The 26,176-nt window shown below is 26.4% G+C and carries 27 protein-coding genes and 1 tRNA gene; 13 read left to right on the plus strand and 15 right to left on the minus strand.

What is annotated here, in order from left to right:
* Positions 1–75: 75 nt before the first annotated feature.
* Positions 76–1,737 (minus strand): O-phosphoserine--tRNA ligase, encoded by a 1,662-nt coding sequence (sepS, locus tag ACA134_RS00070; RefSeq protein WP_409200158.1) that lies wholly within the window; start codon positions 1,735–1,737, stop codon positions 76–78.
* Positions 1,738–1,866: 129 nt separating this feature from the next.
* Positions 1,867–2,349 (minus strand): hypothetical protein, encoded by a 483-nt coding sequence (locus tag ACA134_RS00075; protein WP_409200159.1) that lies wholly within the window; start codon positions 2,347–2,349, stop codon positions 1,867–1,869.
* Positions 2,350–2,580: 231 nt separating this feature from the next.
* Here ACA134_RS00075 and ACA134_RS00080 point away from each other — a divergent pair, with 231 nt between their 5' ends.
* Both ACA134_RS00080 and tfrA read left to right on the plus strand, forming a co-directional pair.
* Positions 2,581–3,357 (plus strand): fumarylacetoacetate hydrolase family protein, encoded by a 777-nt coding sequence (locus ACA134_RS00080; protein ID WP_409200160.1) that lies wholly within the window; start codon positions 2,581–2,583, stop codon positions 3,355–3,357.
* 903 nt (positions 3,358–4,260) lie between these two features.
* Positions 4,261–5,907: a fumarate reductase (CoM/CoB) subunit TfrA gene (tfrA, locus tag ACA134_RS00085; RefSeq protein ID WP_409200161.1), complete on the plus strand. Its 1,647-nt coding sequence runs from the start codon at positions 4,261–4,263 to the stop codon at positions 5,905–5,907.
* A 12-nt stretch (positions 5,908–5,919) separates the two neighbouring features.
* On the opposite strand, the gene ACA134_RS00090 is transcribed toward tfrA, so the two are convergent.
* Positions 5,920–6,312: a type II toxin-antitoxin system VapC family toxin gene (locus ACA134_RS00090; RefSeq protein ID WP_409200162.1), complete on the minus strand. Its 393-nt coding sequence runs from the start codon at positions 6,310–6,312 to the stop codon at positions 5,920–5,922.
* Entirely contained in the window at positions 6,312–6,545 is a 234-nt protein-coding gene (locus ACA134_RS00095; RefSeq protein WP_409200163.1) for a hypothetical protein, read from the minus strand. Before ACA134_RS00095 ends, ACA134_RS00090 begins: the two co-directional genes overlap by 1 nt.
* 204 nt (positions 6,546–6,749) lie before the next feature.
* Here ACA134_RS00095 and ACA134_RS00100 point away from each other — a divergent pair, with 204 nt between their 5' ends.
* From ACA134_RS00100 to ACA134_RS00110, 3 genes are read left to right on the plus strand one after another with little or no spacing between them, the layout of a single operon-like run.
* Entirely contained in the window at positions 6,750–7,325 is a 576-nt protein-coding gene (locus ACA134_RS00100; RefSeq protein ID WP_409200164.1) for an MptD family putative ECF transporter S component, read from the plus strand.
* Between the two features lie 9 nt (positions 7,326–7,334).
* Positions 7,335–8,063 carry an energy-coupling factor transporter transmembrane component T gene (locus tag ACA134_RS00105; protein ID WP_409200165.1) on the plus strand — a complete coding sequence of 243 codons (729 nt, stop codon included), beginning with the start codon at positions 7,335–7,337 and terminating at the stop codon, positions 8,061–8,063.
* Position 8,064: 1 nt separating this feature from the next.
* A complete protein-coding gene (locus tag ACA134_RS00110; RefSeq protein ID WP_409200166.1) occupies positions 8,065–9,507 on the plus strand; it encodes an ABC transporter ATP-binding protein in 1,443 nt (480 codons plus the stop codon).
* Here ACA134_RS00110 and ACA134_RS00115 read toward each other — a convergent pair.
* Positions 9,497–10,810 (minus strand): amidohydrolase family protein, encoded by a 1,314-nt coding sequence (locus ACA134_RS00115; RefSeq protein WP_409200167.1) that lies wholly within the window; start codon positions 10,808–10,810, stop codon positions 9,497–9,499. The two genes, ACA134_RS00110 and ACA134_RS00115, sit on opposite strands and share 11 nt — an antisense overlap.
* A 100-nt stretch (positions 10,811–10,910) precedes the next feature.
* On the opposite strand from ACA134_RS00115, the gene ACA134_RS00120 reads away from it, so the two are divergent.
* Positions 10,911–11,702 (plus strand): HAD family hydrolase, encoded by a 792-nt coding sequence (locus tag ACA134_RS00120; RefSeq protein ID WP_409200168.1) that lies wholly within the window; start codon positions 10,911–10,913, stop codon positions 11,700–11,702.
* Here ACA134_RS00120 and ACA134_RS00125 read toward each other — a convergent pair.
* The 10 genes from ACA134_RS00125 to hpt form a co-directional block, all read right to left on the minus strand.
* Positions 11,683–12,432, minus strand: coding sequence for a sugar phosphate isomerase/epimerase family protein (locus tag ACA134_RS00125; protein WP_409200169.1), 750 nt, complete (start codon positions 12,430–12,432; stop codon positions 11,683–11,685). The two genes, ACA134_RS00120 and ACA134_RS00125, sit on opposite strands and share 20 nt — an antisense overlap.
* Before the next feature lie 91 nt (positions 12,433–12,523).
* The gene (locus tag ACA134_RS00130) at positions 12,524–15,835 is read right to left on the minus strand and encodes a beta strand repeat-containing protein (protein ID WP_409200170.1); all 3,312 of its coding nucleotides are present in this window, start codon (positions 15,833–15,835) and stop codon (positions 12,524–12,526) included.
* Positions 15,836–16,113: 278 nt separating this feature from the next.
* Positions 16,114–16,187, minus strand: a tRNA-Arg gene (locus tag ACA134_RS00135).
* 16 nt (positions 16,188–16,203) lie between these two features.
* Positions 16,204–17,136: a hypothetical protein gene (locus tag ACA134_RS00140; protein WP_409200171.1), complete on the minus strand. Its 933-nt coding sequence runs from the start codon at positions 17,134–17,136 to the stop codon at positions 16,204–16,206.
* An 18-nt stretch (positions 17,137–17,154) separates the two neighbouring features.
* On the minus strand, positions 17,155–17,463 hold the full coding sequence (locus ACA134_RS00145; RefSeq protein WP_409200172.1) for a transcription factor S: 309 nt from the start codon (positions 17,461–17,463) through the stop codon (positions 17,155–17,157).
* A gap of 38 nt (positions 17,464–17,501) precedes the next feature.
* Entirely contained in the window at positions 17,502–17,912 is a 411-nt protein-coding gene (locus ACA134_RS00150) for an NUDIX domain-containing protein (protein WP_409200173.1), read from the minus strand.
* Between the two features lie 2 nt (positions 17,913–17,914).
* Positions 17,915–18,190, minus strand: a complete 276-nt coding sequence (locus tag ACA134_RS00155) for a DNA-directed RNA polymerase subunit L (protein WP_409200174.1) — start codon at positions 18,188–18,190, stop codon at positions 17,915–17,917.
* Between the two features lie 11 nt (positions 18,191–18,201).
* Positions 18,202–18,765 carry an exosome complex RNA-binding protein Csl4 gene (locus ACA134_RS00160; protein WP_409200175.1) on the minus strand — a complete coding sequence of 188 codons (564 nt, stop codon included), beginning with the start codon at positions 18,763–18,765 and terminating at the stop codon, positions 18,202–18,204.
* A gap of 114 nt (positions 18,766–18,879) precedes the next feature.
* The gene (gene dph2 / locus ACA134_RS00165; RefSeq protein WP_409200176.1) at positions 18,880–19,884 is read right to left on the minus strand and encodes a diphthamide biosynthesis enzyme Dph2; all 1,005 of its coding nucleotides are present in this window, start codon (positions 19,882–19,884) and stop codon (positions 18,880–18,882) included.
* Between the two features lies 1 nt (position 19,885).
* Entirely contained in the window at positions 19,886–20,455 is a 570-nt protein-coding gene (gene hpt / locus ACA134_RS00170) for a hypoxanthine/guanine phosphoribosyltransferase (protein WP_409200177.1), read from the minus strand.
* 93 nt (positions 20,456–20,548) lie between these two features.
* Here hpt and ACA134_RS00175 point away from each other — a divergent pair, with 93 nt between their 5' ends.
* From ACA134_RS00175 to ACA134_RS00205, 7 genes are all read left to right on the plus strand, one after another.
* The gene (locus tag ACA134_RS00175; protein ID WP_409200178.1) at positions 20,549–21,886 is read left to right on the plus strand and encodes a signal recognition particle protein Srp54; all 1,338 of its coding nucleotides are present in this window, start codon (positions 20,549–20,551) and stop codon (positions 21,884–21,886) included.
* 4 nt (positions 21,887–21,890) lie between these two features.
* The gene (locus ACA134_RS00180) at positions 21,891–23,123 is read left to right on the plus strand and encodes a tRNA pseudouridine(54/55) synthase Pus10 (protein ID WP_409200179.1); all 1,233 of its coding nucleotides are present in this window, start codon (positions 21,891–21,893) and stop codon (positions 23,121–23,123) included.
* A gap of 264 nt (positions 23,124–23,387) precedes the next feature.
* A complete protein-coding gene (locus ACA134_RS00185) occupies positions 23,388–23,678 on the plus strand; it encodes a 50S ribosomal protein L21e (protein WP_409200180.1) in 291 nt (96 codons plus the stop codon).
* A 5-nt stretch (positions 23,679–23,683) separates the two neighbouring features.
* Positions 23,684–24,022 carry an RNA polymerase Rpb4 family protein gene (locus tag ACA134_RS00190; protein WP_409200181.1) on the plus strand — a complete coding sequence of 113 codons (339 nt, stop codon included), beginning with the start codon at positions 23,684–23,686 and terminating at the stop codon, positions 24,020–24,022.
* Positions 24,023–24,072: 50 nt separating this feature from the next.
* Positions 24,073–24,702, plus strand: a complete 630-nt coding sequence (locus tag ACA134_RS00195; RefSeq protein ID WP_409200182.1) for a DUF655 domain-containing protein — start codon at positions 24,073–24,075, stop codon at positions 24,700–24,702.
* A 15-nt stretch (positions 24,703–24,717) separates the two neighbouring features.
* Complete coding sequence (rsmA, locus tag ACA134_RS00200; RefSeq protein ID WP_409200183.1) at positions 24,718–25,602, plus strand: 16S rRNA (adenine(1518)-N(6)/adenine(1519)-N(6))-dimethyltransferase RsmA; 885 nt, start codon at positions 24,718–24,720, stop codon at positions 25,600–25,602.
* Positions 25,595–26,176: a HemK2/MTQ2 family protein methyltransferase gene (locus tag ACA134_RS00205; RefSeq protein ID WP_409200184.1), complete on the plus strand. Its 582-nt coding sequence runs from the start codon at positions 25,595–25,597 to the stop codon at positions 26,174–26,176. The genes rsmA and ACA134_RS00205 overlap by 8 nt, the downstream gene beginning before the upstream one ends.

Below are 26,176 nucleotides of genomic sequence, written 5' to 3' on the forward strand. Positions count from 1 at the left end.
ACCTTCAAATATTTTACATTCATAATTATTAACTATTAAAATAATTTAATAAAAATCAAATTTAAACAAACTTAACTATTTAATAGATAAGTTTACAGTAGAAAATATAGGTCCTCTTATATCAAGAATCTTATTTTCATTATTAATATAATTCATAGCTATTTTATCAACTTTTAAATTTACATCAGATAAAGATCTAGCTATTGTAGTTCTAAATTCAATATCCGTTTCTCCTGCTAAAACTGCTTCTTCTACTTTATATGCAATTAAAGCAGCTAATGGTTCATAAAATTTAATTTTTGTTGAAATACCTTTATCAATAGCTTTAAACAATAATGGATCATTTTCTCCATTTTTATATTTCTCTTCTAAAACATCATTATCTTCTTTTGATATTATTTTAATATCTTCTCCAACAAATGATTGTGGAATTCCTAAAATATTACCATTATAGATAAAAATTTCATTTGAATAAGCAGGTCCTAAAAGATTAGTATCATCTTCCTTTTCAACTGCATTTAAACTAATATCATGATTTAAAAAGTCTCCTTCATAAATTTTAAATTCACATGGAGATTTTACTTCAGCTTTATCTTCCCAAATGCTCTTAATATTATTCATTAAACAAACACCTTCAGAAGTTACAGGATAATAATTATAATCAATCATTGTAGCCATTTGCCTATCAGTTAAACTCAAACCATTATAAATTTGAGGATAAACCATTTTCCGAATATCATTATATCCATTTAAAACCATAGCTATTCTCTCAACACCACAACCAAGATTCATAACCTCTTGATCTATTCCATATTTAGATAATGCTATTGGTGAATAAAGACCAAAAGTAGCTATTTCTACCCATTCTTTTAATTTTGGATGATATCCATATACTTCAGTTTGAGTATCAGGAATATAATACTTGGATTTCTTCTCATCTGGGATGAATTTAAACTTTGAAAAACCAAAATACTCTAAAAGAGCCTCAGCTGTAGCCATACCAGTATCTAGAGATACTTCATCATCAGCTATTACACAGGATGCAGAGTGATATGTCATAAGATGGCTAGAATCTTCTTTTTGCTCTCTTCTAAAACATCTATCAATTGAAAATGACTTAATAGGTAGCTTAGAATTTTTACTCATTTCACCTAAACTTATAAACCAACCAGAAGTCATATGAGAACGTAATGTGTTTTTTTGAGCTTGTGGTTCTAATTCATATAGCTCTTTAAAGACACGTTCTAATACTTTAAGACCTAACTCATTTGTAACATCTAATGCATTAGCTACTTCTAATACTAGATCATCTCCATCAAGTTCTCCTTTTTTATAAGATCTAAAAACTGATTTTAAATTTTCAATTTTATCTTCATCTAATGAGACACCTAAATTTTCAATTTCTTCAATTTTATCTATTCCAATGCCAATATCTGGTCTTGGCAGACCTGCTAAGTAGAAACATCTATCAAGTACAGCAGGTGCTTCTTTTCCAAACTGTTTATGAACATGAGACTCTTCAATAAATACAGGGTTTACAACTTCATTAAAACCTAATCTTAAATATATTTCCCTTAAATTTTGTAATGTTTCATATAAAACATGTGATTGTCCAACATCATATTTAAGCTTAGGATAGCTATAATCAGGATGAGGTTTTTGAATTAAACTTTTAGATTCAATCCATGCTTGCTCAAAATCTTTTTTAGCTAATTTTATAATTTTTTTCTTATCCAAAAATCACAGCCACCTTAAAAATTTAACTATTTATTATTATATTGTTTATGTTTAATAAAATTAATTTATTTATTTAAAAAAAGACTTATAAAATATTTAAAAAAAAGAAAAAAAAGTTATATTTAAAAATTAATATGTTCCCCATTCGCCTAAGAATAAGCCTCCTCCAAATCCATAAGATTTTAACTCTTCTTTAAGTTCAGTCTTATCTTTTAAAAATTCTTCAATCTTATCAACTGCTTGTTTAACATTTGTTTCATATTCCTTATAATCATTTTTATATTTATTTTCTATTGTAGTTAACTCATCAAGGGTTATTTCCTTATTATTGTATTTTTGTTGAGCTTCATACATATTCAATGCACTTTTTTCTTCTTTTATTGCAATATTAGTTAAATTTATAGCTAAATTTAAATATTCTTTAATTGTTTCATTTTCAGTATTAGCTAAAGCATCATTCAATGAAGAAAGCATCTTCTCATCAGTTGCAATAATTTCTTTAGTTAAATTAACTTTCTTATTAATTCCTGCTTCTGATAAATCACTATTAATTTCATTTAATTCATATCCAAGATCAGCTGATTCTAAATGCATATTACCTGCTTCTGTCATATGACTTGCAAATTGTCTTCATCTATACAACCACTAACAAAAACAGTTGCAAGGATTAAAATAGCTATTAACCCAATAATTTTAAAATTTTTCATGATTATCTCCTCTAAAAATTATTATTATAAACAATATTTATATACTTTATTAAAATGATTAGCAAATCATAATTATGCATGAATAAAGTAAAAAATTATTAAAACTTAAATTCAAAAAAAGACATAGTTTATATTAATGAAATTTTTAAGATTTAAACACAATAATGAAGTAAAAGTAGGATATTTATCAGGCCTTATAATTACAGAACTTGATTGTAATGATATAATTTCTTTATTTGATAAAACTCAAGAAGAAATTAAAGCCTTATCAAAAGATAAATATAATTTAAAAAATATTGAGTTTTTAACTCCAACAGATCCTAGTAAAATCATATGTGTTGGCCTTAACTACACGGATCATGCAGATGAACTTGAAATGGATTTACCAAAAGAACCAATAATATTTTTAAAACCACCAAGTTCAGTAATTGCTCGTGATGAAGATATAGTTTATCCAGAAATTTCCTATGAACTAGATTATGAAGGAGAATTAGCTATTGTTATTGGAGAACAGTGTCGTAATGTTAGTGTTGATTCTGCAGAATGTTATATTTTAGGTTATACTATTTTAAATGATGTCACAGCTCGTGATATTCAAAGAAAAGATGGACAATGGACAAGAGCTAAAAGTTTTGATACTTTTGCACCTATAGGACCTGTAGTTGAAACAAATTTTGATTTTGATAATGTAATTTTAACTAAAGTCAATGGTGTTATTAGACAAGATTCAAATGTTAATAAAATGATCTTCTCACCTTATGAAATTTTAAGTTTTATATCACAAGTTATGACTTTAAATCCTGGTGATATAATAGCTACTGGAACACCTTCTGGTGTAGGACAATTAGAAATAGGAGATAAAGTAGAAGTTTTCATTGAAGGAATTGGAATATTAAAGAATAATGTTGCTTAATTGTAGCTATTCTTTAAAATTTAGGTCAAAATAGAAAATTGCAGTCATTTACAACAATTAATTTATATACTAGTAATTTACACATTTTATATTGTAAGAGTTAATTTCTTACTTACCTATTCGAGTTGTTTGAGTATTTCTAATAATAATTTTACAATACTCCTGGAGTTCCTTCAAGTTTTTTTTGTCAAATAAGATAAAACATGAAAAATTCAAAAATTAATAATTCATTATTTATAATGAATATAATGATTAAAATATCTTTATTTTAAAATAAAATAATTTAATCATAAAATTAAACGAAATTATTAATTGAAAGTTAAAATTAAGATTTTATAAATATGAATTTCATAATCTAAATTAACTTTTGATATTTTTTTTAAAATTATTAAATAATTCTCAATAGCTTTAATTTTATAATAATTTAATCACTTTAAAAATAAAATGAGGATAATTGTATTATTATCCTCATAAATTATTATGGAATAGGTGGTAATTAATAAAATTTATATATTAGAAAATATATAATATAGTTTAAATTAGATTGTAAGGAGTTTCCTCCTTACTTAATCTATAAGAGAATTTTAAGTATTTCAATTGCTATTTTTACTATACTTAAAATCTCTTTTAAACTACTTCTATTAATTTTTTCACCTCCATAATTTTATGGCAACTTATTACAGTCACCATACTTAATGTACTATTTTTTAAATATATAAAATTTTTCTATTTTTCTAAACATAATTTAATATTTTTTTGATATAATTAAAAAATTTACATAATATAATAAAATTATAGCAATTTTATATAATTTACTTCAAATAGGAATATAAATTTAAAATAATTAATTTTCATGAAAAATATTAATTAATTGTATTAACAAATACTACTATGAGGTTAATAATGGAAAGTAAAATTATTAAATCAGATGTTTTGATTATTGGTTCAGGTGGGGCTGGTTCAAGAGCAGCTATTGAAGTTTCAAATCAAGGATTAAGGCCTTTAATTGTATCAAAAGGTCTTTCATTTAAATCAGGTTGTACTGGAATGGCTGAAGGGGGATATAACGCAGTCTTCTCATCAGTTGATCCAGATGATACCAAAGAAACACATTACAATGATACTTTAAAAGGTGGAGGATTTTTAAATGATAAACATTTAATTGAAATCCTTGTTGATGAATCTCCTGATAGATTAATCGATTTAGAAAATTTCGGTGCTTTATTTGATAGAATGAATACATGTCAAATTAATCAAAGGCCCTTTGGTGGGCAAACCTTTAAAAGAACTTGTTTTCAAGGAGATAGAACAGGTCATGAAATCATTACATCACTAAAGGAAGAAATTATTAAAAGAAACATTGAAACAATTGAAGAAGTTATGATAACATCACTTGTTTTATCTAAAAATTCAAGAAAAGTTATTGGAGCTATAGGCCTTAATTTAAAAGATTCTACAACAATATTTTTCCAAGCAAAATCTGTTATTTTAGCTAGTGGTGGAGCAGGTCAACTATATCCTGTTACATCTAATACTTTTCAAAAAAATGGCGATGGATTTGCTATTGGTTATGATATTGGAGCTGATTTAATTGATATGGAAGAAATTCAGTTTCATCCAACAGGAATGGTCTTTCCAGAATCTAAAAAAGGTGTTTTAGTAACAGAAGCTGTAAGAGCTGAAGGCGGAATTCTTTTAAACAATAAAAATGAACGATTCATGAGGAAATATGATGAAAGAGGAGAATTAGCAACACGTGATGTTGTTGCAAGATCAATTTATCAAGAAATCATTGAAGGTCGTGGAACAGAGAATGGTGGAGTATATTTAGATATTTCTCATTTAGATGATGATTTAATTGATGAGAAACTTGAAACGATGGTTTCACAATTTGATGATGTTGGTGTAGATATTAAAAATGAACCAATGGAAGTAGCTCCAACAGCACATCATTCAATGGGCGGAATTAGAATCAATGATAAAGGTGAAAGTACAATTAGTAATCTTTATGCTGCAGGTGAGGTTACTGGTGGTGTTCATGGTGCAAATCGTTTAGGTGGAAATGCATTAGCTGATACTCAAGTATTTGGTAAAAGAGCTGGTGAATTTGCATCTTACAATGCTCAAAATCAAGATTATGAGATTAACGAAGAAATGATTATTAAAGAGGAAAATAGAATAAATTCGTTATTTAAAAAAGGTCTTTTCAAACCCTCAGATGTTAAAAATCAGATTAAAGAATTAATGTGGGAAAAAGTAGCTATTATAAGAAATGAAGAAACTTTAAAAGAAGCATTAGAAGAACTTCAAACAATTGAAAAAGACATGTTAGATTTTAATATACCTGATAATAAACAATATAATACAGAACTTGAAAATGCATTAGAAGTTATTAACATGGTAAAAATAGCTATTATAATTGTTAAATCAGCTATTATAAGACGTGAATCTAGAGGAGCTCATTTTAGAAGTGATTTTCCTGAGACTAAAAAAGAATGGGAAAAAAGTATTGTTATAAATAAAAAAGGAATAAAATTTATTACTAGATAATTTTTTTAAATTTTAATGAATCCTTATTATTCCTTTTACTTTGTCAAAATCACTATCAAAACTATAAATATTATTTATCTTATTTTTTTTCATTATATAAATAGCTAAACTATCTGCTAAACTTAATGTTCCATCATATTTTAAAACGCAATCCATAGCATTTTCTACATCTAATTTTGTAGGGTAATAAATCTCAAATTCTTTTATCAATGTTTTATATAACTTATTACTTACTGTGCCTCCCATTCTAGAACTAATACTAGTTATGGCTTCTGAAAGCATTAATAAGGGTATTATTTTTTCATCATGTTTTTCAATTTCATTATATAAAGTTATAGCTCTTTTATTATTCTTATCTTTAGTATTTATTAAAGCTATGATATAACTGGAATCAATTAAAGGCATTATTTTTCTCCTCTACTAGCCTTCTTCTTAGCTTCTACACTATCTAATGTGTCATCACTTATTATTCCAGCAAAATCTATTAATTTTTTCTTTTTTTCAAAATCTAATTCAAGTTTACCTTTTTTATTAATTTCCCAATTTACTACATATTCTTTTTCATCAATACCTAATTTTTTTCTTAGTTCTGCAGGTATTGTTAATTTAAATCCTTTATATATCTTTGTTTGTATCATAGTTACTACCTTATTTAAAGTTAATTTTATTACCTTAGTTACTTTTAATTTATATTTCACTTTATAGATAAAAGTTACTATATAAACACATAATTTTCATACACCTTAATAAATTTTAGGTATACTTAAATATAACTTTTTTTAAATTTATATTCAAAGCTTTTAAAAAATGCTTTAATTTTTATACATATAGGAGTTTATAAAATGAAATTAAATGTACAAGACTTAATTACAGTAGGTATTTTCTCAGCTATTTATCTTATAGTTGTATTTGCATTTGGAATGTTAGGTTATATCCCTGCAATCATGGTATTATTACCTCTTTTAGCAGGAATCGTTGGTGGAATACCATTTATGTTATTTTTAACTAAAGTTGATAAATTTGGAATGGTTACAATAATGGCTTTAATTGTTGGTATTGTAATGTTTTTATCAGGTCATTCTTGGATTCCAATAATTACCTTTTTAATATGTGGTATTATTGCAGATTATATTTTTAAATTGGGAAACTATAGATCTTCTAAAAACTCAATTATAGGTTATTCAATATTTTGTTTAGGTGTTATGGGGAATATGCTACCTTTATGGATTATGAAAGATACTTATATGCAAGAAATGACAGCTATGATGGGTTCAGAATATGTTAGTCAAATATCTTGGATGGTTCAAGATTGGGTTTTTGTTGCTCTTATAATAGCTACTATTATTGGTGGAATGATTGGAGCATTAATTGGAAAGAAAATATTAGCTAAACATTTTCAAAAAGCAGGAATAGTGTAAAGTGATAAGATGGAGCTTTTAACTAGCTATACAGATGATACTAAATTTAATTTAGATCCAATAACTAAAATTATAGTTCTTGTAATTTTAAGTTTTATAGCCTTTTCTTCTGCTCCATTATATGTTGTTTTAGTTTTAGTTCTTATTCCTTTTATTTGCCTTATTTTATATAATAAGAAAAAAGCAGCTATTGGATATATTTTACTTTATGCAATAGCTCAATTTCTCAGTGTAATTTTTTTAGAAAATACTACAGGTGCTTTAAACACAGCAATTGTCATGTTTACAAATATTATTTGTAGAATGTTACCTAGTATTATGATGGGTTATTATGTAATTACATCAACAAAGGTAAGTGAATTTATAGCTTCAATGGAGCGAATTAATGTTCCTGAGATTATTACAATTCCTTTATCTGTAATGTTTAGATATTTTCCAACACTTTTTGATGAAGTTAAATCAATTATTGATGCTATGAAAATGAGGGGAATTGGATTAAATTTTAAATCTTTAAAGTCTCCACTTACATTAATGGAATATTTAATTGTTCCAATTCTTATGAGTGCAGTTAAAACAAGTGATGAATTATCTGCAGCATCTCTAACAAGAGGTTTAAGTAATCCAAAACAAAGAACAAATATCTGTAATGTAAGTATAGATTTTTTTGATATATTTTTTATTTTAATTTCTATTGTAGGCTTAGGAATTTTTGCTATTCATCAATTTGGAGGTTTTTAAATTGCTTAAAATTAACTATAAATCTTTTGCATATGATGATAATAAAAATAGTAATAATTTAACTGATATTAATTTTAATGTTGATAAAGGAGAGGTAATTCTACTTTGTGGTGAATCTGGTTGTGGTAAAACTACTATTACTCGTTTAATTAATGGCCTAATACCTTATTTTTACAAAGGAAAAGATAATGGAAATGTCTTCTTAAATGACAAATTATTATCTAAGATGCCTATTTATGAAATTTCTGAGAAGGTTGGATCAGTTTTTCAAAATCCTAAAACTCAATTTTTTAATGTAGATACAACTAGTGAGTTGATTTTTGGATGTGAAAATTTAGCTTTTAGCCCAAATGAAATTGAAAAAAGGTTTAAAATAGTTGTAGATGAGTTTAATTTAGATAATTTAATCAATAAAAGTATTTTCAAATTATCAGGTGGTGAAAAACAAAAAATAGCTTGTGGGTCTGTTTCTGCAGTCTCTCCAGATATTTTTATTTTAGACGAACCTTCTTCTAATTTAGATTCAGCATCAACTTGGGATTTAAGAAATATTATTAATAAATGGAAATCTCAAGGAAAAACTATTATTATTGCAGAGCATAGACTTTATTTTTTAAAAGATATTGTTGATAGAGTTATTTATTTAAAAAATGGTAACTTAATAAAAGATTCAGATTTTAATACATTTAAAAATGAAGAGTTTCAATCATTAGGCCTTAGAGAAATTGATTTAAAAAGATTAAAACCTAAACAAAAAGATTATTATTCTAAAAATAATAATATAATTAAATTAAATAACTTTAAGTTTAAATATGCTGATAAAATAGCTATGGATATTAATCAGTTAGAAATTCCTCAAAATGAAATTATAGCTATTATTGGAAAAAATGGAGCTGGAAAATCTACTTTTGCAAGATGTTTATGTGGTCTTGAAAGTAAATGTAGAGGCACTGTTTTAAAAGATGAAAAAACTTTAAAATATAAAGATAGACTAAAACATTCTTATATGGTAATGCAAGATGTTAACCATCAGCTATTTACAGAAAGTGCATTAGAAGAAGTTTTATTAAGTTTAGGCAATGAAAATCTCCAATTAGCTGAAGGAATTCTAGATAATTTAAATTTATTAGATTTAAAAGATACTCATCCTATGGCATTATCTGGTGGTGAAAAACAAAGAGTAGCTATAGCTAGTGCAATAGCTTCTAAAAAGGATATTTTAATTTTTGATGAACCAACAAGTGGTCTGGATTTAAAAAATATGAGAGAAGTTAGTAAAAACTTAATTAATCTTCAAAAACTTGGTATTACATCTTTTATTGTAACACATGATTTAGAACTTATTTTTGAATGTTGCTCACATGTCTTGCATTTTGAAGATGGAAAAATTAAAGATTCTTATAAAATAGATGAAGAAAAATTAAAAGAATTTTTTATTCACTAGAATCTTTTAATTCTTTTATATCTTCATTTACTTTATTATAAACTTCTTGTTCATCTAAAAAGTTTAATTTCTTATTTTCCATTAATATTTTACCATTACAAATTGTTGTATCTACATTATTTCCATTTGCAGAGTAAACTATATTTGAACTAGCTAAATTATTACTTGGAGATAAATTTGCTTCTCTTGTATCAATTAAAATTAAGTCAGCTTTTTTACCCTCTTCAATAGAACCAATTTCATTATTTAATCCTAATGCATCTGCACCATTTAAAGTTGCCATATTAATTACTTCTTCTGCTTTTAAGGCAAGTGGATTTAAAGTATTAACTTTTTGAAGTAGTGATGCAAATTTCATCTCTTCAATCATATCTAAATTATTATTTGATGATGCGCCATCAGTTCCAAGTGAAATAGAAACATTATTTTTCATCATCTCATAAATTGGTGCCACACCAGAAGATAATTTCATATTACTACATGGATTATGTGATACTTTAACACCTTTTTCTTTTATTAAAGCTTTTTCTTTATCTGATAACCATACACAATGAGCAGCTATAACATCATCACTTAAAAATCCAATATCATTTAAATATTCAAATGGTCTCATTCCAGTAGCTTCTTTTACATCATTAATTTCTTTTTCTGTTTCATTCATATGAATATGAAGCTTTGTATTATATTTACTAGCTTGAACTCTACTTTCTTCTAGGAGTTCTTTTGAGCAGGTATATGTTGAATGTGGGCCAAAGAAAACTTTAATTCTCCCATCAGCTGAATTATTAAAGTTTTTATAAAGTGATACAGATTCTTTAATTTCATTTTTTCGCTTTTCTACATCACCAAAATCAATCATACCATAAGATAAAATTCCTCTAATACCAGCTTTATCTACAGCTTCTGCTACACCATCCATATAAAAGTACATATCAGAAAATGTAGTGGTTCCTGATTTTATCATTTCAATAGCTCCTAAAAGAGCACCACTATAACAATAATCTTTATTTAATTTAGCTTCAATAGGCCATATATGATCATTTAACCAAGAATCAAGACTTAAATCATCTGCAATCGATCTAAATAAAGTCATTGATAAATGAGTATGTGTATTTACAAAACCAGGCATTAATATTTTATTTTTACCATCTATTATTTTAGAAGCAGATTTTTCATCAATATTTTCATCTATTTTAGCTATTTTGTCATTTTCTATAAGTAAAGAGCTTTTTTTTGTCTCTAAGACACCATTTCCTTTAGGATTTAAAATTGTTGTATCTTTAATTAAAATAGTATTATCCATCTACTCACCTTTAATTAATATTTATTTTTATTATAGTTATTTATTTACATTAGAAACTCTTAAAGTAAAATTATAATTTAACTTGGAGTATTTTTAAAAAATGAAAAAAGCTATTGTTTTTGATAATTCTGGAACATTACTTAAAAGATATAGGGTTATTAAAAACCTTTCAAATGGAAAATTCTGTTCTAGTACTAATTCTTTAAAAATTGTTGAAAAAAACAATGATGCAGCTTTAGTTGTACTTCAATTTAATAGTATGTGTTTAAAAACCCAAGATCAAAATATGAAATTATATGATTTTATTAAAAATAATAAAATCAAATTTTCAATTAGCTATTCTATGACAAATATTTCAAATGAAGATGTATTAGCTATTTTAAAAAATAGTAATGCTATAATTAAAGATATTATGGATGGTTTAAACTTATTATCTGAAAAGCTTGAAAATATCGATGCATGTAATGGTTCAGCTATAATTTTAGATACAAAACACAAAAAAGTAGATTTCACAATCTCATCAGCAGGATATTTCTTTCCAAATACTAAAAAAACAATAGAAATATTAAAAAGTCGCGAAATTGATATATTTATTGCATCAGGAGATAGATCAGCTACAATAAGAAAACTAACTGAAGTTCTATCTTTAGATAAAGATAATGGATTTCCAACTGCAAGTACAATAAGAAAACAAGAAATTATAGAAGAACTTCAATCTAAAGGATATAAAGTAATGATGGTTGGAGATGGAATAAACGATGTACTAGCTTTTAAATCTGCTGATATATCTGTTTTAACTTTAGAACAATTTGAAGAAGTAGATAAAAAACTTATTAATACAACAGATTACATGATTCATGATATATTAGAAGTTACTGAAATAGATTTTTAAGCACTTTTTTACTTTTTAAAACATTTTCAAAATTATTTAACTCAATACTACCTATTTTAACTTTTTTAAGTAAATTTAAGTCTAAATTACCTTCACCTAAAACTAAGTGTTGATCTTTATCTCCATTATTATCATGTATGTGAAAATAACTAATATTGTCTAAATTAAAAAAGCCTGGTGTGTTTGGACATGTATTACAATGACCAGTATCAATTGTAATATGAGAATTGGTTTTATTAGAAATTGTTTCAAGTTCGTGAGGTGTTGTTCCTAAAAATTTAAAGTTATTTGGCATATTTTCAACAGAAATTTTAGTTTTTAAATTTTCACCATATTCTACACATTCTTTAATAGAATCAATAGAATATTCAATAGCTACTTTTCTAAATCTTTCATCAGACCTTCCAATTTGACCAGGATGAACTGTAATAAAATTTGCACCAATATAATCTCCTAAATCTAAAGTTTGTTTTATTTGTCTTATAGATTCTTTTTTAATTCCTTCATTTAAACTAGCTAAATTTAAATCTACTGTAGGAGCATGTATATTAATTTCTAAATCATATGAAAATAAAGGTTCTAAAAGTTCTTTATTACTTAATAAGTTATTAGGATTGTAAGGTCCATCACCTAATATTTCAATCATCTCAAAATTATTTTCTATAGCTATTTTACAAATCTCATCAAAAGATTTCATAAATAAAGATAGAGTTGAAAAACCAAATTTCATTATTAATACTATGTTTTTTATATAAAATATTTTTTTAGTAAAATTATAGTTTATTTAAAAAAGAAATTTAGTGGAATGCAAGTTTTTTCCACTATTTGTTTACTGTTATTATGTTACTTGTATGGAAGTTTTTCCATGATGCTGTTGCTATGTATGATCCAGGATTTAAGTTGATGTTTAATTTTACTATTCCGTTATCATCTGATGTTCTGTTGTATATTACTCCGTTGATGTTGATTTGTATTGTTTGGTTTATTACTTTATTTCCTTGATCATCTAATACTTCAACGTTGTATGTGTCTTTATCTCCAAATGTTTTGTTTAAGTCTTTTCCTATTAGAATTGGTAAAACCTTGATTATATTACTTATTTCTAAATCATTGTATTTTACTGTTATAATGTAAGTATTAGGATCTAAATTAATATTCAATGTAGCTATACCTTTATCATTTGTTGTTCTATTATAAAGTACACCATTAATATTAAATTCAACTACAGTATTATTTATTGGTTTACCTTGTTTATCTAAAACCTCAACACTGTATTGTGATTCATTACGGAAATGTTTACTAAGATCTTCAGCTATCAAAGTAGAATTAACAACAACAAGATTAGTAATTGATTTATTAAAGTATTTACTTGAACCATTAAATGTTGCAGTGACGTTGTAAGTATTAGGATCTAAATTAATGTTTAAAAAGACTTTTCCATCACTATTTGTAGTTCTATTATATGTAACACCATTAATAGTAATTTGTACAAGCATACCAGCTATAGGATTATTATTAGAATCTTTTAAAACAGCTACATATTGTGTACCATTTCTATAAAACAAGAAAGTATCATTTGCATCTAATAAAACATCTGTTTTAGCTATTGTAATATTCAATGTCTTATTAAAACTATTATAATTATTATCACCAGGATATGTGATGACTGCAGTGTAATTATCTGGATTTAAATCAGTAACATTAAAATTAACAGTACCGTTGATTATTTTTGATGTGTAATTTTTGTTATTAATTGTTAAAGTAGCATTACCAGTAGCATTAGGAGCAACTGTTACAGTAATAGTTTGATTTTCACTAGATACAATATCAGGATTAGTAACATTAATATCAGTTTTATTAGACCTTAAAACACTAACTGTAGTATTAAAAGTTTTAAAATGGTACTTTTCATCACCAGAATAAAATACAGTGATAATATTATCTCCTGCAGGTAAATTTAAATTAGTGAAAATAACTTCATCATTTGTAATGTTTTTGGTTTGGTTTTTACCATTATAATAAATTGTAATATTACCAGTAACACCAGATATATTGGTAGTGATTTTTATTGTTTGATTAGCACCATAAATCATGTTACTTTCATTTAAATTAAAAGTAGCATTAATTTTATCAATAACTAATAAACCAGTTTGCACTGTTACATTGTTTCCACCAATATAGGTACCATTAACTAAATATTCACCACTATTGGGAGATGTAAGGTTTTTAGTATATAGGCCATCTTTAAAACTAGTTAAGTTGATATTAAGCACGATATTATTAAATAAAGTGATGTTTTGACCTACAATAACATTATCATTATCATCAGTTAAACTAGCATTTAAAAGAATATCATCACCATAAATACTATAATAAGTATCATTACCTAAAATAATCAAATAAACCCTACTATTTATTGTACCATTATTATATATTTGCTCTGAATAATTATTAAGCATAGTATTATTCTTTAATGATAAAATAGCACCTTTATCATTATAAATAAGATGATTAACATCTTTTGAATTATTTAACAAAGAATTACTAAGAATAAAATTACCAGTATTATAAATTACACTACCAGAAATATCAACATAATTATTAGTTAAATTACAACTAATAACACTAAAAACATCATCATTGTAGATTGCTCCACCAACACTGCTTGCGTTGTTGTTGTTGAGTGTGGAATTGCTTATACTAAAACTACTACGATACTCATTGTAGATTGCTCCACCATGAGTTGCTTTGTTGTTGTTGAGTGTGGAATTGCTTATACTAAAACTACTACCATCATTATTGTGGATTGCTCCACCATGAGTTGCTTTGTTGTTGTTGAGTGTGGAATTATTTATAGTAAAAGTATTACTCTGCTCATTGTGGATTGCTCCACCAACATTGCTTGCGTTGTTGTTGTTGAGTGTGGAATTGCTTATACTAAAACTACTACGCTGATTGCGGATTGCTCCACCATGTGTTGCGTTGTTGTTGTTGAGTGTGGAATTGCTTATAGTAAAAGTATTACTCTGCTCATTGTAGATTGTTCCACCATTATATGCGTTGTTGTTGTTGAGTGTGGAATTGCTTATACTAAAACTATTACCATAATAATTGTAGATTGTTCCACCATTATATGCGTTGTTGTTGTTGAGTGTGGAATTGCTTATACTAAAACTATTACCTCGCTCATTGTGGATTGCTCCACCATGTGTTGCGTTGTTGTTGTTGAGTGTGGAATTATTTATAGTAAAACCATTACCATAGTCATTGTAGATTGCTCCACCATAACTGTTTACGGTGTTGTTATTAAATGCAGAATTACTTATACTAAAACCACTACCTGAATTGTGGATTGCTCCACCATAACTTGCTTTGTTGTTGTTGAGTGTGGAATTGCTTATACTAAAACTATTACCATAAGCATTGTAGATTGCTCCACCATGAGTTGCTTTGTTGTTGTTGAGTGTGGAATTACTTATACTAAAACCACCATTATTGCGGATTGCTCCACCACTACTTGAGGTGTTGTTGTTGAGTGTGGAATTACTTATAGTAACATTACCATCATCATTGTAGATTGCTCCACCACCACCACTTACAATGTTGTTGTTGAGTGTGGAATTGCTTATAGTAACACTACCACCATTATTGCGGATTGCTCCACCATGTGTTGCGTTGTTGTTGTTGAGTGTGGAATTATTTATAGTAGCACTACCAGTGTTGTAGATTGCTCCACCACCATATGATTCATATCCGTTTTGTAGTGTTATGTTTTCTAAAATTAAATTACCACTACTCACAATGTTAAAAATTCTTACTTGTCCATCACCATCAATGACACCATTTCTAATTGTAACAGTTTTATTAATACTTATACCATCACTATATTTACCTGTATCATTCCATAAAACTGTTTTACCCTCAAGATCAACCACATCTTCACTAATTATTTTTTGTTCTAACCAAGTAAAATTACCAGCAACAGAATATGTCTTTACCTCATCTCCATTAATTTCAAGATCATCATTATAAACATCAAATGAATCTTCTATATCATTGATTTCTTCTGCAGATACTAAACCTATAGAAAAAACTAATACAAAAAACAATATAATAAACTTATTTCTAAGCATTTTGAATAAACCTCCAGTATTTACACATTAATCCTATTTTTGAATATAATAAGATATAAATTTTTCTTTATGAAATTTTTCTTTAAATAAAGATTAAATGACTAAAATACATATAAATAATTAATAATTTTTTAAAAATAAACATAATATCTAAGAAATTATAGAAATTTTTATAATACTTTTTATAAATTTATTCATTTTAACTTTTTTTAAAGTCATGTATTATTTAATAAAAAAATTAAGTATAAAATTTAATTAAAAGTTTTTTAGTTATAAAACGAGCCTGAGGGGATTTGAACCCCCGATCTCAGGATCCGAAGTCCTACGTCATTCCAGACTAGACCACAGGCCCTAATCAAAATAAATAATTATTCTTCATCAGATGAATCATTAAATTTATCATCTATAGAAACAATTTCAATTGATTCAGCTTCTTCAATTTTTGAAAAATCCTCATCTTCTAAGTCTTTTTCAGGACTTTTTTTAGTAGGTCTTAAGCTATCTTTATCAAACTCTCCAATTTTATATTTGCTTCTATCTATTGGAGGTTCTTTTAATATTTCAGGAACATCATCTTCTTTTTTATCTTCTACTTTTTCTAGTGTTTCTATAGAACTTACTAAATCTCCAAAAGGATTTTTCAATGAAAATGCTTTAAAAATAGATAAAATAGTAATTATTATACCTAAAAATAAGAATATAATTCCTGCCACATTATTTTCACCTGATGCAACATTATCAATTACTCTATCTGCATTTCCAAAGAACATTAGTGCTGAGATAATAATTAAAAGTATTCCGAGTAGTATTCCTAATATAAAAATAATTTGAATATTAGTTATTTTATAATCATATAATTTATTTAAGAATTTTAATGGAAATTCTCCTTCAGTTTCTTTTTCATCTTCTATATCTTCGTCATCTTTAAATGTATTTTTAAGAGAATTCATATCTTCGTCATCTTCAGAAAAATCGATTTTTTCAAAATCTTCTTTTTCATCATGAGTTTTAATTATAAATTTCTCATCAATTTCACTTTCATCTTCTAATATAGTAGCATCAGAACTTTTAGAAGGATTAAATATAAATTCGTCATCGATTATATCTTCATCTTCAATCTCTTCTTCTTCATTATTATTAAATAAATAGCTAACAGAATCTTTTTTACCTTCGTGAAATTCTTCAAATTCAGAGGTAGAATAAACATCTTTTTCATCAGCATTATCTGAATCTTCTTTTTTAACATTGTTCATTATGTTTTTAAGGTTTGATATCCTTTTATCTTTTTCTGAATCTTTCATTGAAGGGTCTCCTATTATTTAATCGTATTCTCTCCAGGTGTTTTTACAAGATACACATCTTAAAAAACGAGTTTCTGCTTCATCAGCACTTCTGGTTTGTTGCAACCACCATTCAGCTTTGTCATGACCACATTTAGGACAAGTTGCATTTGTTGTTGGAAGAGTAGAGATTTCCTCTCCTTTCATAATAACATTATCTTTACTTTCAATTTTCTCAGATACTTCATATCCGTCAGTACCAGATAAGCTTTTACTGAATCCGCATTTACATTTTAATTTATCTGCATCAGGAAGTAGCATCCCACCACATTCTGGACAAAATTCCATATTATATCTCCAAACAATTTTATATGAGTATTTAATTTTTATAATAAGTTAAAAGCATCTTTTAATATTTTTTCATGATCAAATGCTAAGGTTATATTATCTAAATCATCGTATGAAAAAATATCAATGTCTTTTGCATCACTGTCTGCTTTCATATTTTTAATATTACCAAAACCATAAAAAACTACTGTAATTGTATGTCCACGAGGATCTCTATCAGGATCAGAATAAACTCCAATAATGTTTTCTAAATCAACATCAATATTAGTTTCTTCTTTCATCTCGCGAATAGCTGCTCTCTCAACAGTTTCTCCATATTCTACAAAACCACCAGGTATTGCCCAGTAATTTTTATATGGACTGTTCTTTCTTTTAATTAAAATAAATTCCTTATTTTTATTTAAAATTACAACATCTACAGTAATTGATGGTTTTTTATAATCTTGCATATCTAAATTTTTTCAACTAATTTTTTAAACTCTTCAGTATCTTTCTTAAGAGTTTTTGATGCTTTTGAGAGTACTTTTCTAGGACGTTTTCCTCTTTTAGTTTTAATAGTCATTATAGGCTCACCAATAAGAGGGTGATCAATACTATAAACTGCATATTCAACGTCTTTATCTTCCATTAAAAGACTTCTTAAAGCATTACATACACCATGGCTTTCACCATGAGCTACTAATTCAAGTTCTAATGTCTGTTCTGAGTTAACTTCTATAGGATCCATTTTATCATCTTTTAATTAACATAATTATTTGATATTTCTCGTCTTTCTTTTTTACCACAGTTTTCACATTCAAGTTCATTTTCTTGTGGGGTGGTTTTCATATAAGACCTGCAACGAGTACACATAGCTTTAACAACACCACATTCTCCATCGAAAGTATTTAAATCAACACTATCTCCAGTTATTTTAACAACTTCTGCTTCAATAATATCTCCAATTCTAAAAGCATCAGTTAATTTTTCTAAATATCCTTTTTTAACTTGAGAAATATGGATAGCTCCTAAATAAGGAAGAGCTAATTGTCTGTCTATGTCTTTGATATTATTAATATTAATAAGTGCTCTTTGACCTCTTAAATCAGATACTTGAGCATAAATTTTATCATTAATTTTTAAAATTGATGGTTCATCTGTTTTTGCAATAACAGAGATTTTTTTATTTTCTATGGAAACATTACCAATAATATTTGATTTAATATTTCCTTCATCATCATATGTTCCGTCTCCTGGTAAAAATTGTTCTATTATTCCTAGAAAATCACCAGGCATCACGAAATCTCCACTTTCAACTTTCATTTTTAGCACCAATTAGAAAAAATTTTATTAATGTTATAAATTTATAAGATTTTTATATATATAATTATGTTTTTTATATAATAGCTATTAAAAATAAGGAATTTAAAAAAGAATTTAATCATATCTTTCATGGAATAAGATTTCATCCAACTGATAATCTTTCCATTCTCTTTTATTTAAAACAATTTCTAATTCTTTAGGTGTTATTACAGGTTTTTTATACATTTGAGAATCATCAATAGCTATTCTAGGACAAGCTGTAACAACAAAGCCTTCTAAATCCATATAAGGTAGTAAAACATCAGGATTTATATTATCAACTAAAAGAATATAAGCTTCATGATTAGAATCTTCAAGTAGCTTTTTTAAATCTTTAGCGAGTTTCATTCTATATTGGCCTTCTTTAGATGATACGAGTATTCCCCATTTTTTAACTTCACGAGCTTTTGTAATTCTTGCAAATCTTATTCTTAAAATTTTATCTGCATAATCACTCATTTCTTTTATTTCATCATTATATGGGTCAATTGATAAAACTGGAGCTTTTGTAAATAAATATATTCCTAATGGATGAAAATTCCCACTTCCAATAAATAAGTATATTTCTGCATCTAGATTTTTTATAGATGAAAAATTACATCCTAAAACTTGGCCTTTTCTTGTATTTTTAGATGAACCAAATACAACTTCTTTACCATTATCTTCTAAGTAATCTTTAATTTCATCTAATTGATTTAAATGTTGTGTTGTTGTAACAAGTGCAATTTTTGAGAAATCTTCAAGTAAATCTAAACTTTTTCCAACAGTTTTTTTAATATCAATATTTGCATATGCTTCTATAAATAAAACAGGAATTTTATAATGTAGTGGTAAAGGAGTATGACCATAATGAACAATTAAATCTACAATATCTTCCATTTTCAAATCACTTACATCACATGCTCCAAAACATGGATCTCCTGATATTACAACAATAGTTCCAGTTTCCTTCTCAAGTGTTTTAGCTATTTCAATAGCTTGTGTTTTTAATCCTTCAGGAAATTGTAATCCTATAGTCTTAGCATTTAAAGAGTTTATTTTTTTTATAACTCTTTTTACATCCATATTATATAATGTCATTTTAATCTTCTATTGTTGATTCAATTACAACCTTACCATCAATTACATCAATTTTAACAAGTGAGATGATATCCATTTCTAGTTCCTTTTCAACAATCTCTTTACCATTACCTTTATCAATTACACCAATGGGAGAGACAATTTCAACACCCATTTCTTTTAATGCTTTAAGTGTAGCTATAAATGTTCCACCAGTACTTACAACATCATCAATTAAGAGAATCTTATCTCCTTTTTTTAAATCATTAATATATAATTTAGATTCGCCGTAACCTGTTTTTTGACTAACTACTTTTTCTCCTTCAAGGCCATATTCTCTTTTTCTAATAACTACAAATGGTATGTCCAAGTCAAGTGAAAGAGCTGTAGCTAAATGTATTCCCATTGCTTCAATAGCTACAATTTTATCAACATCAGTATTTACATATTTTTTTATCACACTTGTTATTTCTCGTAATATTTTTGGCTCCATTTGTGGAATTCCATCACTAATAGGATTAACAAAGTAATTATATTCTCCTTTTTTTACAATTGGGGAGTTTTCTAAAGATTTTTTTGTTTCACTTAACATCTTACCACATTCATTTTTATATAATATCAAAAACTAATATAATTGTAATTAATATATTTTTATTTTTCTTAAAATATAAAACCGTGTGATAAGATGCTTGGAAGCTTAGGTGAAAATCTCACTAATACAATGAAAAAATTAGTGGGCATGACTGTTATTGATAAAAAAACAATTAAAGAAGTTGTAAAGGATATACAAAGGGCTTTAATCCAATCAGATGTAAATATTAAATTGGTTATGGAGTTATCTAAAAAAATTGAAACAAGAGCTCTTGATGAAGAACCTCCTAAAGGTATTACTCCTAGAGAATATGTTATAACTATTATCTACGAAGAAATGGTTAATCTTCTTGGCAACGAAACTGCTGAGCTTGATATTAATGAAAAACCATTTAAAATTTTATTTTTAGGTTTACAAGGTAGTGGTAAAACAACTACTATTGGTAAGCTATGTAGATATCTTCAAAAAAAGGGTTTAAATCCAGCTGTTGTATGTACTGATACATGGAGACCAGCAGCATATGAACAATTAAAACAATTAACTGAAGAAATGCAAATACCTCTTTATGGAGATCCTAATAATAAAGATGCTCTAGATTTAGCAGAAAAAGGTCTTAAAGAATTTAGAAATAAAAAAGTAATTATTTTTGATACAGCAGGTAGACATAAAGAAGAATCTGACCTTTTAAATGAGATGAATCAGTTAGATAAAATTGTTGAGCCTAGTGAAGCTATTTTAGTTATTGATGGAACAATAGGTCAACAAGCTGGTGAACAAGCTAAAGCATTTTCAAAAGCTACAGATATTGGTTCTATTATTATTTCAAAATTAGATGGTTCTGCAAAAGGTGGAGGAGCTTTATCTGCAGTTGCAGAAACTGGAGCACCTATTAAGTTTATTGGAACTGGTGAACGTATTGATGATTTTGAACTATTTGATCCTAAAAGATTTATTTCAAGATTACTTGGTATGGGAGATATCCAATCATTAATTGAAAAGGCTGAAGAAAACATTGATGAAGATTTAGCTGAAAAGACAATGAATGCAATGATGAGTGGTAAATTTACACTTATGGATATGAGAAATCAGTTTGATATGATGAAAAAAATGGGTCCAATGCAACAGGTATTAAACATGATTCCAGGTTTAGGAGGTAAAATTCCTAAAGAAGCAACAAAACTCACAGAAGATAAAATCGGTTCATATAAAGTCATAATGTCTTCAATGACTAAAGAAGAAATGGAAAACCCTAAACTTATCAAGCAATCTAGAATTATGAGAATTTCTAGAGGTGCTGGTGTTGATGAGGCTGATGTTAAAGATCTTTTAAAGTATTATAACAATGCTAAAAAGGCTATGAAAGGACTTGGAAAACATGGCCGTATGGGTGGAGGTTCAATGAACCGTATGATGAACCAATTCATGAAATGATAACATGAAAACAGAAATTTTAAAAAAAGCTCAAAAGTTAATTGATTCAACAGATAATAATATCTGTAATCATTGTCTAGGCCGTAAATTCTCAGATGTATTAGATTTAGATGGCAATTTAAAAAGAGGAGAAGAAATTAGAAAAAATTTAAAATTAGATAATCCTCAAAATCAATGTCCAATATGTAATGATATTTTTAATCAAATTAATGAAGATTTAATTGAAAAAATTGATAATAAAATTAATTATTTAGGTATAGAATTTGAAACATTTTTAGTTGGATCAATGCTATCAAAAGATATTATTGAAAATGATGAGACATTAGATGAAACTTTTGATTTTGAAGTTGAACCACTTAAGAAGGAATTAAATAGAGAAATTGGTAAGCTACTTGAAAATCATTTTAAAAAGGAAGTAGAATTTGATTCTCAAGATATTGTAATTAATATTGATTTTAAAAAGTTTTTAGAAGATAAAGTTAATGTAAGAGTTCAAATTAATCCTATTTTTATTGAAGGTAAATATAATAAATTTATTAGAGGTATTCCTCAAACTAAATGGCCATGTAGAAAATGTAAAGGTAGAGGTTGTGATGAATGCAATGATACAGGTAAACAATATGTCATGTCTGTTGAAGAGTTAATTTCTGAAAGATTTTTAAAAGAAAGTAAAGGTTATGAAGCTAAATTTCATGGTGCAGGTAGAGAAGACATTGATGTTAAAATGTTAGGTTCTGGCAGACCATTTGTACTTGAAATTAAAGAGCCTAAAGTTAGGAATTTAGATTTATCATTACTTGAAAAGGAAATAAACACGGAAAATGAAGGAAAAACTGCTTATCACAATTTAAAATTTGTAAAAAGAAATAGAAAAGCAGAAATTAAAGTCTCATCACCTGATACATTTAAAGTTTATAGAGCATTAGTTGTTTGTGAAGAAGATTATGACATTGAAAAGTTAGAAAAACTAAAATCTTTAGATAAAATAGAACAATTTACACCTTTAAGAGTAGAACACAGAAGAGCTAAAAAAGTTAGAGCTAAACATGTTAAAAATATAGAAGCTAATGTTATTGATTCAAAGCAATTTGAAATAATTGTTAAAACTGAAGGGGGATTATATATTAAAGAATTAATTTCTGGTGATGGTGAAAGAACCAAACCAAGTATAGCTGATTTATTAGATGTTGGATGTGTTTGTGCTCAGTTAGATGTTATTGAAGTTAGTGAAAAATAATTCTTATGAAAAAAGCACACTATTTAAAGAAATTTTAAAAAATTCATTTTTTAATAAAATTCTAATTTTATAAAAAACATAAGTTTATTAATACCTTTATAGAAAAATTATATTATTATCTTTGATGATATTCATCAAATTTTAACATAATGATTAATTAATTTATTAAAAGTTAAACACATTTTTTTAAGTAATAACACTTTAAAAGTTCTTATAGCTATTAATAAGTTAAATTTATAATTTAAAATTACAGAGGTTATTTAAATGAAAAGATCAAGAGGATTTAAAAGTAAATCAAGAAAAAAAATGACAAAAGTCTTTAGAGAAGGTAGAACTAACCCTATTACTAAAAAACTCCAAAGATTTGAAGCTGATGATTTAGTTCATATTATTATTGACCCAAGTATTCAAAAAGGTCAACCACACCCTAGATTCCATGGTAAAACCGCTAAGGTTATTGGATCAAAAGGTAAAGCTTATATTTTAGCTTTAAACGATGGAAATAAAGCTAAAGAGTTAATCGTTAGACCTGATCATTTGAAAATGCAAGAGTGATTTTCATGATTGGTAAAGAAATATTAGATAGTGAGCCTATTCCTGCAGCTAAGGTAAAGGCAATACTTGAAGATTTTTCTGAAAATAATGAACTTAATTATGAGCAAAATATTACTTTAAATCATGTTTCACGTTTCAGGCAATTTTCACTTGAAGATACAGAAAAAATAGTTAAAGAACTTGAAGGAATTATTAAAACCAAATATGCAGTACGTGTAGTTGATTTAATTCCTGAAGATTTAGCAGATTTAAGATTAATTTTTGCTAAAGAACAAATCCCTATTAAAAAAGAAGATATGGAAGAAATTTTAAAAATATTAGATAAGTACGATACTTTAGAATAATTATTTTTAAAATAAAAATTTCATTTAAATTTTACAAAAGAGCTGATAGTATGGAAAAAAACAATAAAGAAAGACAATCTCATAATAAAAAAGAAGATTGCGCAGTAGTCTTAGATTACCTTAGTCTGGGTTATGTAAATTCTGATATGTCTAAATTCCGTGGTAAACCTGTCGCTCAAGTTATGGGAACTGAAAATTTTACTTTATTAGAACTTAGCCCTAAAGAAGGAGTAAGCTTAGAAATTCACGATAAAGTCTATATTGGTAAAGGTAAAAGAGAAAAAATCAACAGAATTTTAGGAAAATTAGATTTTGAAAACTTAACTGCTACAGCTAGAATCGAAATAGATTATGCTATTAAAGAGATTATTTTATCACAAGAAGATAAATATGTAGAGTATTTCAACACTGTTGGTCCTTTAAACACTAGACTTCATAAATTAGAGCTTCTTCCTGGTGTTGGTAAAAAACATAGGGATGCACTTTTAGATGCAAGAAAACAAAAACCTTTTGATAGCTTTGAAGATATAAGAAGTAGAGTTCCTTCATTTCCAGATCCTGTTGAAATGTTAGTTAAACGTATCAAACAAGAGCTTGATAACACTTCAGCTAAAAAAGGTAAGAAAAAATATTATTTATTCACTCCTATTCCTAGGAAAAACATAGAAAAGAGAAGATAATATTTGAGGGATTCTTTGGATAATAAAAATAGCTATTCTTTAGCTAAAAAAACAAAAGAAATTCTAAAAAAACATAATATCAAATTAAATAAAAAACTCGGTCAACATTATTTAATTGATGAAAATAAAAGAAAACAAATTCTTGATTTTGCATATCTTGATAATAAAGACATCGTTTTAGAAATTGGTCCAGGAATTGGAACTTTAACTCGTGATATCGCCTCAAAAGCTAAAAAAGTAATAGCTATTGAGCAAGATCCTACTATTTTTAATATTTTATCTGAGAATTTAAAAGATCTTGATAATGTTGAAATTATAAACGCTGATGCATTAGATATAGATTTTCCTTATTTTAATAAAATTGTTTCAAATTTACCTTATCAAATCTCTTCACCAATAACTTTTAAATTTTTAGATTATGATTTTGATTTAGCTATTTTAATGTATCAAAAAGAATTTGTAAACAGAATGATAGCTGATGTATCAACTAAAAATTATTCTAGACTTGCAGCTATGCTTCATTTTAAATCTGATATTGAATTTTTAACTAATATTTCTAAAGAATCTTTTTTTCCAAAACCTAAAGTAGATTCTGCACTTGTTAGATTATCTCCAGCTATTGATATAGAAGAAATCTCTAAAGATGATTATAATAATTATGGTATTTTTACAAAAGCTCTTTTTCAACATAAAAACAAAAAATTAAGAAATGCTTTAATTGATTCAAGACATGTTCTAGGTTATAAAGATAAAAAAGAAATTAAAGAAATCTTAAATGAAATTACATCTAAAAAGCTTAATGATTTATTATCTCAAAAAGTTGTTGGAACATATCCTGAAGATATATTATATTTATCTAAACATTTAGATTATATTATAAAAAGTGAAAATAATGGATAAATTTAAATTAAATACTAGTGAAATGGTTTATGAACCTGCTGAGGATTCATTTTTACTTGCAGAAAATTTAGAAATCTCACCAGATGATACTGTCTTAGAAATTGGTACAGGTTCTGGTATTGTAGCTATGTATGCATCAAAATTAACTGATAAAGTTGCAGTTACAGATATTAATTATAATGCAATTGAACTTGCAGAAGAAAATTTTAAAATTAATGGAATTGAAAATATTGAAGTTTTATATGGAGATTTATTTGAACCTGTAAAAAATAGAAAGTTTGATGTAATTTTATTTAATACGCCATATCTACCTACATCAGATGATGAAATTTTAGATGATGATTTAAATTATGCATTTGATGGTGGCATAGATGGGCGAAAAGTTATTGATCTTTTTTTAAATGAAGTGAAAAATCACTTAAATGATAAAGGTAAAGTCCAACTAATTCAGTCTTCACTTTCAGATTCAGAAAAGACTTTAGATAAACTTGATTCATTAGGCTTTGTATCAGAAATAGCTAAAAGTGAAAGATTCTTTTTTGAAGAAATAGTATTAATTAATGGATATTTATAA

Source organism: Methanobrevibacter sp. DSM 116169 (genome assembly GCF_046197865.1).
Lineage (GTDB): Archaea > Methanobacteriota > Methanobacteria > Methanobacteriales > Methanobacteriaceae > JAHKLT01.

Coding starts and splice junctions, on each gene's coding strand:
- ACA134_RS00075 (WP_409200159.1), bottom strand. CDS start 2,349: ATGACAGAAGCAGGTAATATGCATTTAGAATCAGCTGATCTTGGATAT.
- ACA134_RS00080 (WP_409200160.1), top strand. CDS start 2,581: ATGAAATTTTTAAGATTTAAACACAATAATGAAGTAAAAGTAGGATAT.
- tfrA (WP_409200161.1), top strand. CDS start 4,261: ATGGAAAGTAAAATTATTAAATCAGATGTTTTGATTATTGGTTCAGGT.
- ACA134_RS00090 (WP_409200162.1), bottom strand. CDS start 6,312: ATGCCTTTAATTGATTCCAGTTATATCATAGCTTTAATAAATACTAAA.
- ACA134_RS00095 (WP_409200163.1), bottom strand. CDS start 6,545: ATGATACAAACAAAGATATATAAAGGATTTAAATTAACAATACCTGCA.
- ACA134_RS00100 (WP_409200164.1), top strand. CDS start 6,750: ATGAAATTAAATGTACAAGACTTAATTACAGTAGGTATTTTCTCAGCT.
- ACA134_RS00105 (WP_409200165.1), top strand. CDS start 7,335: ATGGAGCTTTTAACTAGCTATACAGATGATACTAAATTTAATTTAGAT.
- ACA134_RS00115 (WP_409200167.1), bottom strand. CDS start 10,810: ATGGATAATACTATTTTAATTAAAGATACAACAATTTTAAATCCTAAA.
- ACA134_RS00120 (WP_409200168.1), top strand. CDS start 10,911: ATGAAAAAAGCTATTGTTTTTGATAATTCTGGAACATTACTTAAAAGA.
- ACA134_RS00125 (WP_409200169.1), bottom strand. CDS start 12,432: ATGAAATTTGGTTTTTCAACTCTATCTTTATTTATGAAATCTTTTGAT.
- ACA134_RS00130 (WP_409200170.1), bottom strand. CDS start 15,835: ATGCTTAGAAATAAGTTTATTATATTGTTTTTTGTATTAGTTTTTTCT.
- ACA134_RS00140 (WP_409200171.1), bottom strand. CDS start 17,136: ATGAAAGATTCAGAAAAAGATAAAAGGATATCAAACCTTAAAAACATA.
- ACA134_RS00145 (WP_409200172.1), bottom strand. CDS start 17,463: ATGGAATTTTGTCCAGAATGTGGTGGGATGCTACTTCCTGATGCAGAT.
- ACA134_RS00150 (WP_409200173.1), bottom strand. CDS start 17,912: ATGCAAGATTATAAAAAACCATCAATTACTGTAGATGTTGTAATTTTA.
- ACA134_RS00155 (WP_409200174.1), bottom strand. CDS start 18,190: ATGGATCCTATAGAAGTTAACTCAGAACAGACATTAGAACTTGAATTA.
- ACA134_RS00160 (WP_409200175.1), bottom strand. CDS start 18,765: ATGAAAGTTGAAAGTGGAGATTTCGTGATGCCTGGTGATTTTCTAGGA.
- dph2 (WP_409200176.1), bottom strand. CDS start 19,884: ATGACATTATATAATATGGATGTAAAAAGAGTTATAAAAAAAATAAAC.
- hpt (WP_409200177.1), bottom strand. CDS start 20,455: ATGTTAAGTGAAACAAAAAAATCTTTAGAAAACTCCCCAATTGTAAAA.
- ACA134_RS00175 (WP_409200178.1), top strand. CDS start 20,549: ATGCTTGGAAGCTTAGGTGAAAATCTCACTAATACAATGAAAAAATTA.
- ACA134_RS00180 (WP_409200179.1), top strand. CDS start 21,891: ATGAAAACAGAAATTTTAAAAAAAGCTCAAAAGTTAATTGATTCAACA.
- ACA134_RS00185 (WP_409200180.1), top strand. CDS start 23,388: ATGAAAAGATCAAGAGGATTTAAAAGTAAATCAAGAAAAAAAATGACA.
- ACA134_RS00190 (WP_409200181.1), top strand. CDS start 23,684: ATGATTGGTAAAGAAATATTAGATAGTGAGCCTATTCCTGCAGCTAAG.
- ACA134_RS00195 (WP_409200182.1), top strand. CDS start 24,073: ATGGAAAAAAACAATAAAGAAAGACAATCTCATAATAAAAAAGAAGAT.
- ACA134_RS00205 (WP_409200184.1), top strand. CDS start 25,595: ATGGATAAATTTAAATTAAATACTAGTGAAATGGTTTATGAACCTGCT.